The following is a 12,332-nucleotide window of genomic DNA, read 5'->3' as shown; positions in this document are numbered from 1 at the left end:
TTTTGCGAGCGTGCAAAAGCTAATTTTGTAATTAGAAACGAAGTGGATTTACTGAAGTAAATAGAAAAGCGAATTGGATCTGTTTTTGAAAACAAATCAATTTTAACCTAAAAGAAATACGCTTGCTTTTTATTAATCTTGAAGAAAAATAAAATGCAGTTTTAGTCTATAAACATTGTAAATTAAAGAAGTGTGGGAGGTGCACGAAGTGCAAAAAGACTTCCTTTGAAAAATGTTGAAGCAGTCTTTGAATAAAAGAAATGCGAAGAAGCTTCAACTGTTATTTTGTGAAATGAAAGCGCTTCAAAATTATTAGGAATGAAGCTACTGAATGCAAAATGACAAATAGGACAGTGGTTCTCAACAGAATGACTATGAGTTATTTCTTTTTGTCCAGGTTTGTGTTTGTGTACGCAGTGTTTTTCAGAAAACTGCTTGACAACGTGCTCATACGAGTGAATGGTCTGGAACAGCATCGCGAACAATACTGCAAAAGACATCAAGAAATTTACAACTACTATTTTCTTTTTCATTCAGTGGTATTTCTGAGCAATTCTTAAGTCATTAGAAATGAAAAGAATAAACGCAACAGTGTTGCAAATATAATTATCTTATTTGAAAAGCCCTAAAATTAGACTGTTTTTGTCAAAAAAATGAAAAACTAAAGATTGCTGTATAACAATTGCAACGTATGAAAATCTGAAGATCCATCAAAATATTTATGCAACGCTTCTTGAAAAACCGGTTCTGTATTTTGAACGCTTGCGAATAAAGTCAAGCACGACTGGAGTCTTTCGTCATCTGGATTTCCAAATATTTCTGTTGCAGTTTTTTCTTCTGTTTTGATTAATTCAGATGTAATTTCGATCAGATGTTTTCCTAAAATCGGATGTTCCAAAAAAGCGATTGCTTCATCTGCGTTTTTGATTTCATAGAATTTTGACGTATCGCACGATCCTGATCCTTTTATCTGTGGAAATACAAACCACATCCAAGGGGATTCTTTTTTACCTTTTTTGATTTCTGCAAGTGCAGATAGGTATAGCTTGTTTTGTGCGTCTAAAAAACGCATTAATTCGTTGTTGTTGTAGGACATTCTGTACTGATTTTATTTGGGGCAATCAGGCCATAAAACTAGTCAAAAATTGTTTAGTTGTATGCGCAAGCCTCTTTTTTTTGAAGCTATTTTTAAAGAAATGCGAAACTAAAAATTTAAGCTTCGTTTTAGCTAAATAAACTGATTATGATTTCGGATAAAAAGCAGAAAAAGTAAAAAAATTGCAAAATCAGAATTTCAGTGGATTTTTATTTTAGCACTAATATTCTGATTAACGGCTTTTTTAATTGTTATAAAAATCATTTTTTGCTGGTATTCCTGTTGCAAAATTTTTATTTTAGCAAAAGACCATGATTGTTGCAATTGCTAAAAATCATTTTTACGTCGGTATTTGTTTCAGAAATACCAATTTCTTCTAACGGGTATTTTCTCCCATTAAAAAATAAAAAATATGAAAATAGGATTAATCGGATTCGGAAAGACTGGAAAATCAGTGGCTTCAATATTGTTGGAAAACAAGAAATTTTCTTTAGAATGGGTTTTAAGACAAAGCAAAGTCTTGCAACATCGATCTGTTCCTGAATTTTTTGGTGTTGAATCAGACGAACCCGGATTAATTTATTCAAGTTTGGAGACTAATGCGGCCGAATTATTAGAAAAGCACCCAGTAGATGTTATTATCGATTTTTCGTCAAGCGAAGGAATTTATACTTATGGAAAATCTGCCGCCGACCGAAACGTCAAAATCATCTCTGCAATTTCGCATTATAAAGATAAAGAAGTGAAATTTTTAAAAGACTTGGCGAAGAAAACGACAGTTTTTTGGTCGCCAAATATTACATTAGGCGTTAATTATTTATTATTTGCTGCTAAATTTCTGAAGAAAATTGCACCTTGGGTGGATATAGAAGTCAATGAAGAGCATTTCAAAACAAAGCAAGGGACTTCGGGAACAGCAGTAAAAATTGCTGAGGCTTTAGATGTAGAAAAAGAAAGCATAAATTCGGTTAGGGCGGGAGGAATCGTCGGAAAACATGAAGTCATTTTTGGTTTTCCATATCAAACCGTTCGATTGATTCACGAATCGATTTCGAGAGAAGCGTTTGGTAACGGAGTTATTTTTGTAGCCGAGAATTTAAAAGAAAAAGAAAAAGGTTTCTATAATTTTGAAGATATTTTGGCGCCTTATTTTGCGGTTTAAATGCGTAATTAATTAATCAAAAGTACTGTTTGTCATTTCGACTGAAAGGAGAAATCGCACAAGAAACTCCGCAAAGTTTATCTTCAATCTTTGTCGATTCACTAGTGCGATTTCTCCTTTCAGTTGAAATGACATAAATGTTTATTACTTAAGTTGTTTTTTACTTTACTTTCTAAGAATAACCGCTTTAGTATATTCATAATTCATTTTTGCGATTGAAAGTATTGAAATTCCTTGCGGACATTCGATTTCGCAAGCACGTGTATCGGAACAATTCCCAAAACCTTCTGCATCCATCTGTTTTACCATAGATAAAACTCTTTTAGAAGCCTCAATTTTTCCTTGTGGAAGCAAAGCCAAATGTGTGATTTTGGCACCAACAAATAAAGCAGCACTCGCATTTATACAGGTTGCAACACATGCGCCACATCCAATACAAGCCGCAGCATCAAACGAAGCTTCAGCAGTTTCATAGGATATTGGAATGCTGTTGGCCTCCGGCGCCTGACCTGTCGCCGCGCCAATATAACCACCAGAGGCAATTATAGAGTCAAATGAAGAACGATTAATTTTTAAATCACGAAGAACCGGAAAAGCTTTTGCTCTAAAAGGCTCAATATAAATGGTATCACCGTCTTTAAAACTACGCATATGAAGCTGGCAAGTAGTAGTGTTTTTTAATGGACCATGCGCTCGTCCGTCGATCATTACACCACATTGCCCGCAAATTCCTTCTCTGCAATCATGATCAAATTCGATTACGCGTTCTCTTTTTTGGATTAAAGATTCATTCAAAAGATCCAACATCTCCAAAAATGACATATGTTCCGAAACATTGTCTATTTCATAATCGACCATTTCTCCTTTTGAAGCAGAATCAAATTGACGCCAAATTTTAAGATAAAGTTTCATGGTTTTGGGTTTATAGTGGATGGTTTCAGGTTTCAAGTTTTAAGTTTCAGGTTTCAAGTTTGTCAAGCTGAGCGAAGTCGAAACCCCTTTTATACCCTTCGACTTCGCTCAGGGTGACAATTTTTATAAAGTTTCAGATTTTTAAGTTTCATCTTTCATCTTTCATCGTTCATCTTGCTTCTAGCTTCTTTCTCTATCGCACAATTAACAATTTACTTATAGCTTCTCACCGCAAGTTCAACGGATTCAAAAGTCAAAGGTTCTTTATGGAGTTCTGGCGGTTGTTGTTTTCCTTTCCATTCCCAGGCCGAAACGTAGCAAAATTCAGCATCGTTACGGACAGCTTCGCCATCGGCGGTTTGATATTCTTCTCTAAAATGTGCGCCACAAGATTCTTCGCGTTGCAATGCATCATGGCACATTAATTCGGCTAATTCTAAATAATCAGCGATTCGGCCGGCTTTTTCTAATTCGCTGTTGAGTGTATCATCGCCTGTAATTAAAAGATCTTTCTCAAATGAGGCTTTTAGTGTTTGAATATCTTCGAGTGCCTCTTCCAGATTTTTTCTGCTTCTTGATAGTCCACATTTTTCATAAAGCAGTTTTCCGATTGTTTTATGAAAATAATCAGCGCTAAGCGTTCCTTTTGTATTTAAAAACGTATCTAGTTGATTACGGACTGATTTTTCGGCTTCTTCAAAAGCGGGATGTGAAATATTATTTTTAGAGGCATTTAATTCTCCAGAAAGGTAATTCGGAATCGTATAAGGCGCAATAAAATAGCCGTCTACGCACGCCTGTAAGAGTGAATTTGCACCAAGACGATTTGCACCATGATCTGCAAAATTAGCTTCTCCAAGAGCAAATAAACCCGGAATTGTAGTCATTAATTCGTAATCAACCCAAAGTCCGCCCATCGTAAAATGCGCCGAAGGAGAAATCAACATGGGTTCTTGATAAGCATTAATGCCTGTTATTTTTTCATACATCGCAAAAAGATTGCTGTATTTGGCTTCAATAGCGTCTTTTCCTTGCGCTTTTATAGCATCTGCAAAATCAAGATAAATGGCATTTTTCATTGGGCCAACGCCATGTCCGGCGTCAATTCTTTCTTTGGCCGCTCGGGATGAAATATCTCTTGGGGCCAAATTTCCAAACGAAGGATATTTTCGTTCCAAATAATAATCTCGTTCTTCTTCAGGAATAACATTTGGATTTCGATCGTCTTTGGCTGTTTTTGGAACCCAAATTCGGCCATCATTTCGAAGCGATTCCGACATTAGCGTGAGTTTTGATTGATTCTCCCCATGCTGTGGTAAAGAAGTAGGATGAAACTGAATCCAGCTCACGCCCGCCATAAAAGCGCCTTTTTTATGAGCGCGCCAAATAGCCGAAGAGTTACAGCCCATAGCTAATGTAGAAAGATAATATACTTTTCCGTAACCTCCAGAAGCCAATACAACAGCATCAGCGGCATGACGTTCAAGAACTCCGGTTTCTAGATTTCGTGCAATAATTCCTTTGGCTTTTCCGTCAATGACTACTAATTCGAGCATTTCATGACGGGTATATAATTTGATTTTTCCTAATGCAGTTTGACGTTCCAAGGCTTGATAAGCACCTAGCAAGAGCTGTTGTCCGGTTTGTCCGCGTGCGTAAAATGTTCGTGAAACCTGAACGCCACCAAAAGATCGATTATTGAGATAACCCGCATATTCTCTGGCAAAAGGAACGCCTTGAGCCACAGCGTGATCGATTAAAGCGGCAGAACATTCGGCAAGGCGATATACATTAGCTTCACGTGATCTAAAATCGCCACCTTTAATCGTATCATAAAACATTCTGAAAGTACTGTCGCCGTCATTTTTGTAGTTTTTGGCTGCGTTAACACCGCCTTGAGCCGCTACAGAATGCGCTCTTCTGGCAGAATCCTGAAAACAAAATGATTTGATGTTATAGCCTTGTTCGGCTAAAGAAGCGGCGCAGGAAGCACCCGCAAGTCCTGTTCCTACTACTATAATGTTTAATTTTTTTCTGTTGGCTGGATTGACAAGTTTAGCTTTTGCCTTGTAGTTGTTCCATTTGTCAGCAAGAGGTCCTTCAGGTATTTTTGATTCCATTCTTTTCAGTTGTTTAAAATGAATTGAGACAAAATTTTAAAGAAATCGAAATTGTAAGGGCACTCTAATTTACTATAAATTATTAATTTACGTGTTAATAAATGAAGATTTTTGATTTATTATAGGTCACAGATAATGCGGATTGAACGGATTTACACTGATAAAATTTGTTGTTTGATAAAATGAATTAAAAAATTTAAGTTTTGCATCACCAGCTTGAACAAAAAATCAGTGTTAATCGGCATAATCTGCGTTATCTGCGAGCCATTTTTATTTATTTCCCGATGATTTCTCTTCTATGAAGTTCTCCCCATTCTTTTAAAGCCATAATGACATTTCCTAAAGATCGGCTATGTTCTGTTCTTCTGTATTCAACAGTAGGAGGAAAGGTGTCATAAACCGTTCGTACGACAAGTTTATTTACTTCTAAGTCTTTAAGCTCTTTAGAAAGCATTTTGTCTGTAATTCCATCAATATCTTTAGAAATCTCTTTAAATCGTTTTGGACGATCTCCCAAAGCAATTAAAATTGGCAACTTCCATCTTCCGTTTAAAACCTCCAAAGCATCTCTTACGGGTAATAAGGACGCTATACAAGCTTCTTTTGAGCATTCAGTATCATCTGTTTTATTTAGCATTTGCTTGTGTATTACGTTACTATATCAAAGGATAGCGCTATCCTTTAGGATAGTACTATAAAATGTATAGCAAATGTAAATAAGTTTGTATTGAAAACAAATTAATAATAAAAACAATGAGCCAGAAAATTTTAAAAATAATAACGAGTACAAACGGAGAAAATTCATTTAGTACCAAATTATCTGATGCAGTTATTGAAAAACTGACAGCGTCGCATCCAGAAAGTCAAGTGCAAACCTTAGATTTGACGAAAACGCCTTTGCCATATTTGACAAATTCACATATTAGTGCCGTTTATGCGCCTGTAGAAACGCATACAGCAGAGCAGACCGCAGCAATAAAATATTCAGATGATGCCATAAAAAGCTTGCTAGAATCTGATATTATTGTGATTGGTGTTCCATTATATAATTTCGGAATTCCTGCAGTTTTAAAAGGATGGATCGATCAAATTGCAAGAGCTGGAAAAACGTTTAGTTATGGTGCCGAAGGACCAAAAGGTTTGGTAACCAATAAAAAAGTGTATTTGTCAATCGCTTCTGGAGCAGTTTTTTCAGAAGGACCAATGAAAAGCTATGATTTTTCAGAATCGTATTTACGAACTGTATTTGGCTTTTTAGGAATGACAGATGTTACCACTTTTAGAGTAGAAGGAACTGCAATTCCCGATTTTGCAGCAAATGCGTTGCCAAAAGCATTGACTTCTGTTGAAGAATTTGCTTTTTAATCACAAAAAAAATCTTTGTCAAAGTTTCAAACTTTGACAAAGATAATTATGCTTGAGGATATTCTTATTTCTCAATAATCATTGTTACGCCTTGTCCACCAGCGGCGCAAATGGATATAAAACCTTTTCCAGAACCTTTTTCGTTCAATAATTTAGCCATTACGCCAATTATTCGGCCTCCGGTTGCAGCAAAAGGGTGTGCGGCTGCCAAACTGCTTCCTTTTACATTTAATTTTTCTCTATCAATTGCTCCAAGTGTTTTCTTTAAGCCAATTTCAGCACTTAATTCCGGGCTTTCCCAAATTTTTAAGGTTGCTAAAGTCTGAGCAGCAAATGCTTCGTGAATTTCATAATAATCAAAATCCTGAAGATTTAAGCCTGCTTTTTCCAACATTCTTGAAGCAGCAAATAAAGGCGCTAAAAGTAGATTTTGTTGTTTTTTCACGTACTCAATTGCGGCAATTTCTGCAAAAGTGATGTAAGCCAAAATAGGAAGTCCGTTTTCCTTTGCCCATTCTTCGCTGGCTAAAAGAACGCAAGAGGCTCCGTCTGTCAAAGGTGTTGAATTTCCGGCTGTCAGCGTTCCGTTTATTTTGTCAAATGCGGGTTTTAGTTTGGCTAGTTTTTCAATCGTACTGTCTCTTCTTAAATTATTGTCTTTTTCAAGTCCGTTGAAAGGTGTAATCATATCATCGAAAAAGCCTTCATCGTATGCTTTTGCCATTTTCGAATGACTATTCAGCGCAAATTGATCTTGATCTTCTCTCGAAATTTTATAATATTTGGCCGTAATTTCAGTATGTCCGCCCATCGAAAGTCCGGTTTGAGATTCTTCGTTTTGAGGAACTAAAGGTGCTAAATCTTTTGGGCGAATTTTTAAAAAACTTTTGATTCTTCCACCTAATGATTTTGCTTGTCGGGCTTCTAATAAAATCTTTCTCAAGTTTTCACTCACCGACATCGGAATATCACTGATGGAATCAACACCGCCAGCAATTCCACAATCAATTTGTCCGAGTGCAATTTTATTGGCAATATAAACAGCGCTTTCAATTCCGGTGTCGCAAGCTTGTTGTAAATCACAAGCCGGCGTAGCAGGGTCAAGAGCGGTTTTCATCACACATTCTCGCATCAAATTATTGTCGTAACTGTGCTTGACAACAGCGCCACCAGCTACTTCTCCCAATAATTTCCCCGTCAGATGGTATTTATCGATCAGTCCGTTTAAGGCTGCCGTCATCATATCTTGGTTTCCTACGTTTGAATAAGCCGTATTTGCTCGCGCAAACGGGATTCGGTTATAGCCGACAATGGCAACTTTTCTAATTGTTGTGGTATGGTTCATAACTGGATTTTTGTTTCAATTTTCCACACTAAAGATAAACATAGTTAGCCAAAAGTCGAAAGTCAAAAGTCAAAAGTTTTTCAGTGATTGATTTATTGCCCACAGATGTGACGGATAAAACAGATGGACACAGATTTTTTATTTACGCTAATTATAAAAAGAACCATTGTAAATCCGTTTAATCCGCCCAATCCGTGGCCAATTCATCATTTTTATTTATTCGCGGTAATATAATCAGACGGCGACATGGAGAAATGTTTTTGAAAGTTTCTTCCAAAACTGGTTTGTGATTTATAACCCACCATTTCCGCGATTTCGTACATTTTGTAATTTTCGTTTAAAAGCAATTCTGCTGCTCTCTTTAAACGGACAATGTTGATCAGCTCATTCGGACTCAAATTAGATAAATCTTTGATTTTTCGGTACAAAGTTGATCGGCTCATGTTCATGATTTCAGCCAAAGATTCTACGCTTAAATCAGGATCGGTGATGTTTTTTAGGATTTCGTCATCGAGTTTTTTCAGGAATTTCTCATCCGTTTTATTATGTGCAATGCTTTTAATATGCGAAAGCGGAGAACTTGCATAATAATTCATAATCTGCTTTCTGTTTTCGATCAAATTATGCGCTTGAACTTTCAAATAATCCATTGAAAAAGGTTTTGCCACATAAGCATCAGCACCGACTTCTAGTCCATCAATTTGTGATTTCAGCGAATTTTTCGCTGTCAATAAAATAACTGGAATATGACTCGTTTCAAGATTGGTTTTAATTTCTTTACACATTGTAATTCCATCCATTATTGGCATTGAAACATCACTGATTACAAGCTGAATATTTTGATTATGAATTACTTTTAAGGCATCTTCGCCATTTTCGGCCTTTAAAATGCTATAGTTTGAAGCCAATTCTGAAGTTATAAAACTTAAAAGATCCAGATTGTCTTCAACAACTAAAATCTGTGGTTTTTCTTGTTTTGTTTCCAATTCCGTTTTTTCCGTTTCAGCCTGATTCAATTCTTTTTCCGTATCAGTATAAAGCATAAATTCTTCTTCCTGATGCAAAGGAACGATCAATTCAAAAATGTTTAATTTTTGATCCGCAATGAGTTGCAGATTTCCGTTGTGAAGTTGTGCAAGCGAATGTGCGAGCGAAAGCCCAATTCCGGTTCCCGAAGTATTATCCATATTGTCCACTCTGAAAAACGGCTCAAAAATTTTGTCTTTCAGTTGAAACGGAATCAAATTGCCGTCATTTTTTACTACTAAAGTCAATTTTTTGTCGTCTCTATAAAGTGTCAACGAAACTTTATCTTTTGAATATTTAATAGCATTGCTAATCAAATTGCTCAATATTTTTTTGAAAGCTTCTTTGTCAACAAATGCAAAAATGTCTTTTTCGCCCAATTCCAATTCAAAATCAATGCCTCGTTCTTCAATTAAAGGCGTAAATCGTAAATGCAGATTTCGGACAATGGATGAAATATTCGCTTCCACGAAAGTCAATTTCAATCCACCAATTTCTGATTTTCTGAAATCCAACAATTCATTTACTAATTTTAATAATCTCGACGTGTTTTTCTTCATTATCGACAGATTCTGAGGGACTTCGGTCGATTGGTATTCCATCGCTAAAAGTTTTTCTAGAGGGCCTTTTATCAACGTCAAAGGCGTTCTGATTTCGTGTGCTACATTGGTGAAAAAATCAATTTTTGCCTGATAGATTTCTTTTTCTTTTTCGTCGTTTAAATGCTTGATTTTACGATTATTTTTGATTTGTGTCAGATTTTGAGAATAACGAATGATGTAGTAAAACGATCCGCAAATCAATAGAAAATAGAAAAAGTATGCATAAGAACTTGCCCAAAATGGAGGAAGAATCACAATTTTCAATTCGACTTCTTTGCTCCAAACGCCAAAACTATTCAACGATTTCACTTTGAAAACATAATCGCCTGGCGCCAATTCTGTAAAGAAGACTTTATTGTTTCTGCCCAAATAAACCCAATCATTATTGACGTTTTCCAATTTGTACCAATATTCGGTAAGCTCTGGCGCAGTATAGTTTAAAGAAGCAAATTCCAGATTGAAAGACGATTGATCGTTATTTAATTCTAATTCATCCAAATGCGAAATAGATTGTTTTATCGGCGAATCCGTTTCGTTTGCATCAATATCTTTATTGTTGATTTGAAGATTGGTAATAAAAATGGAAGGCGTGTATTTGTTTTTGATGAAATTTTTCGGGTTGAAACTGATCATTCCATTTAAATTTCCAAAATACATATCGCCGTTAGCATCTTTAAAAGCCGAACTATAATTGAACTGATCGCTCAACAATCCATTGGCAGTGGTGTAAATTTTAATGCTTTTGTGATCGGGCCCAAATTTCATCAAGCCTTTAGAAGTCGTCATCCATAAATTGTGTGCGTCATCTTCTAAAATAGAATAAACAACATTACTCGGAAGTCCATTTTTTGTGGTGAATTTGGTAAATGTTCGTGTTTTCTTGTCGAATAAATTCAGTCCGTTTTCAGTCGCAAACCATAAATTTTTATGGCTGTCCTCAAAAATAGAATTGATGGTATTGTTGCTTATTCCACCAGCATTTTTATAATCATATATAAAGACTTCTTTTTTATGCGTTTTCGAATTGTAAAAGAAAAGTCCGTCGCGATAACTTCCTGCCCAGAAATTTCCATCGCTATCTTCTTTGAAATTGGTGTAATGCGTCGTTTCAGGAAATGTTTTTAGAATTTCAAAATTATCATTTTGTTCATTATAAGAATAAAGTCCCATTGTGGTAATGACGATCAATTCATTCTTTTTTGTTTCGGCAAAAGAAAAAATGAAATTACTGTGTAAACCCGTAGAAGGATCATTGGCACTATAATGTTTGATAACCGCTCCAGAATTCCGATCTAGAACATCCAAACCATGCTCAAAAGTTCCTACCCAAATTTTGTTTTTTCGAGGCATTAAAGCGTGAATATTGTAATAGGAAACACTGCTTTTGCTTCCGTTTGGCAAATAAGCTGTGAATTGCTGTGTTTTTGGATTAAAACGATTCAAACCAGCATCTTCAGTTCCAATCCATAAATCGCCCGAATCATCTTTATGAATTTCTCTTACAGCGCTTCCGCTAATGGAGTTTTGGCCTTTCTGCGGAAAATATTTTTTGAATTGTGTATATTGTTTTTGATGGTAATTGATGCCACCAAAATAGGTCCCAATCCAAATTCCGTTTTCTTTGTCAATCGTAATCGAGTAGGCCGCGTTATCTGAAATCGCATACGGGTCGTTGTAGTTTTTACGAAGATTGACATTCTTTTTAGTTCTAAAATCATAAACATAAACACCAGATTCGCTGGCAATCCACAATTCATTAGTTCCTCGTTTCCTGAATTGACGAACAAAAACAGGCTCTTTCGAAGAAAATTCCAAAGCCGTTGTTGTTTTGTTTTTTCGGTCATAAACCAAAACGCCGTGGTCTTGCGTACCTATAAGAATGGTATTCTTATCAAAAGCATAAATTGCCGTAATTCTAAAATTTGATTTATTTGCTGGCGGATTTAAAGCAATATTCTCAAACGAAAGACTTTCTTCAGAATAATGGTATAATTTATTTAAAGAAGAAGCCCAAATTTCGCCGTTTTCATCTTTTGAAATAGAAGTCGTTATAAAATACTTATTTGGATTAAAGGTTTTGGTTTCTTTATTAGAAGGTGAGTATTTATAGAGAATATTTCCCGAAACAAACCAGATATTTCCCTTTTTATCGTGATTGATGTCGTTAATTCTGTCGTTTATGGCTTCATTTAAAACCGTAAACTGATCTGTTTTTTTATTGTATTGGTACAAACCTTTATCAGTTCCTACCCAAATAACGCCGTTAAAAGCATGAATGGACTGAATATAATTACTTCCAAGACTACGAATTGGGTCAGATTGGCTTCGATATGTCTTAAAACGATAGCCGTCAAATCTGTTCAAGCCATCTTTTGTGCCAAACCACATAAAACCATCTTCGTCTTGCGTCGAAGCGATAACCGTGTTGTTTGAGAGTCCTTCTTCAACCCTAAAATGCTTAAAATAATATTCTTGAGCCTGAATAAAATTTATTGAAAAAATAAATAAAAATTTAAAAAGAAAGAATTTACGCATTGTTGTGTTTTTTTATAAAAAAATAAATTTCTTCAAATCGTGTCAATATTCTACCAAATGTTGCAAGCCTCGTATTTTCTGACCTTTTTTCTACAATTTGAATCATTTGAGAGAGATATTGACACAAATGAAGCATTTTATTTTGAATTAAAATCATCTACTTTGAATT

Annotated in this window: 9 protein-coding genes; 2 read left to right on the top strand and 7 right to left on the bottom strand. The window is 35.5% G+C overall.

The window, feature by feature from the left end:
* Positions 1 to 182: 182 nt before the first annotated feature.
* Entirely contained in the window at positions 183 to 533 is a 351-nt protein-coding gene (locus AAYQ19_RS01205) for a hypothetical protein (protein WP_343533005.1), read from the bottom strand.
* A gap of 128 nt (positions 534 to 661) precedes the next feature.
* The gene (locus AAYQ19_RS01200) at positions 662 to 1,096 is read right to left on the bottom strand and encodes a DUF1810 domain-containing protein (protein ID WP_343533003.1); all 435 of its coding nucleotides are present in this window, start codon (positions 1,094 to 1,096) and stop codon (positions 662 to 664) included.
* A 412-nt stretch (positions 1,097 to 1,508) separates the two neighbouring features.
* On the opposite strand from AAYQ19_RS01200, the gene AAYQ19_RS01195 reads away from it, so the two are divergent.
* Complete coding sequence (locus AAYQ19_RS01195) at positions 1,509 to 2,258, top strand: 4-hydroxy-tetrahydrodipicolinate reductase (protein WP_343533001.1); 750 nt, start codon at positions 1,509 to 1,511, stop codon at positions 2,256 to 2,258.
* A gap of 165 nt (positions 2,259 to 2,423) precedes the next feature.
* Here AAYQ19_RS01195 and AAYQ19_RS01190 read toward each other — a convergent pair whose 3' ends face one another.
* From AAYQ19_RS01190 to AAYQ19_RS01180, 3 genes are all read right to left on the bottom strand, one after another.
* Positions 2,424 to 3,170: a succinate dehydrogenase/fumarate reductase iron-sulfur subunit gene (locus AAYQ19_RS01190; protein ID WP_343532999.1), complete on the bottom strand. Its 747-nt coding sequence runs from the start codon at positions 3,168 to 3,170 to the stop codon at positions 2,424 to 2,426.
* Between the two features lie 212 nt (positions 3,171 to 3,382).
* Positions 3,383 to 5,290, bottom strand: a complete 1,908-nt coding sequence (locus tag AAYQ19_RS01185) for a fumarate reductase/succinate dehydrogenase flavoprotein subunit (RefSeq protein ID WP_343532997.1) — start codon at positions 5,288 to 5,290, stop codon at positions 3,383 to 3,385.
* A gap of 274 nt (positions 5,291 to 5,564) precedes the next feature.
* Positions 5,565 to 5,927, bottom strand: a complete 363-nt coding sequence (locus AAYQ19_RS01180; protein ID WP_343532995.1) for a winged helix-turn-helix transcriptional regulator — start codon at positions 5,925 to 5,927, stop codon at positions 5,565 to 5,567.
* Between the two features lie 116 nt (positions 5,928 to 6,043).
* On the opposite strand from AAYQ19_RS01180, the gene AAYQ19_RS01175 reads away from it, so the two are divergent.
* A complete protein-coding gene (locus tag AAYQ19_RS01175) occupies positions 6,044 to 6,655 on the top strand; it encodes an FMN-dependent NADH-azoreductase (protein ID WP_343532993.1) in 612 nt (203 codons plus the stop codon).
* Positions 6,656 to 6,719: 64 nt separating this feature from the next.
* Here the strand turns inward: AAYQ19_RS01175 and AAYQ19_RS01170 are convergent, their stop codons facing one another.
* Both AAYQ19_RS01170 and AAYQ19_RS01165 read right to left on the bottom strand, forming a co-directional pair.
* Entirely contained in the window at positions 6,720 to 8,000 is a 1,281-nt protein-coding gene (locus AAYQ19_RS01170) for an acetyl-CoA C-acetyltransferase (protein WP_343532991.1), read from the bottom strand.
* Between the two features lie 212 nt (positions 8,001 to 8,212).
* Entirely contained in the window at positions 8,213 to 12,163 is a 3,951-nt protein-coding gene (locus tag AAYQ19_RS01165; RefSeq protein WP_343532989.1) for a hybrid sensor histidine kinase/response regulator transcription factor, read from the bottom strand.
* Positions 12,164 to 12,332: the final 169 nt, after the last annotated feature.

Origin of the sequence: Flavobacterium mesophilum, assembly GCF_039581405.1 — a bacterium.
Classification (GTDB): Bacteria; Bacteroidota; Bacteroidia; order Flavobacteriales; family Flavobacteriaceae; genus Flavobacterium.
The sequence above is the reverse complement of the archived record's forward strand: the minus strand, read 5'-3'. Positions and strand labels throughout refer to the sequence as shown.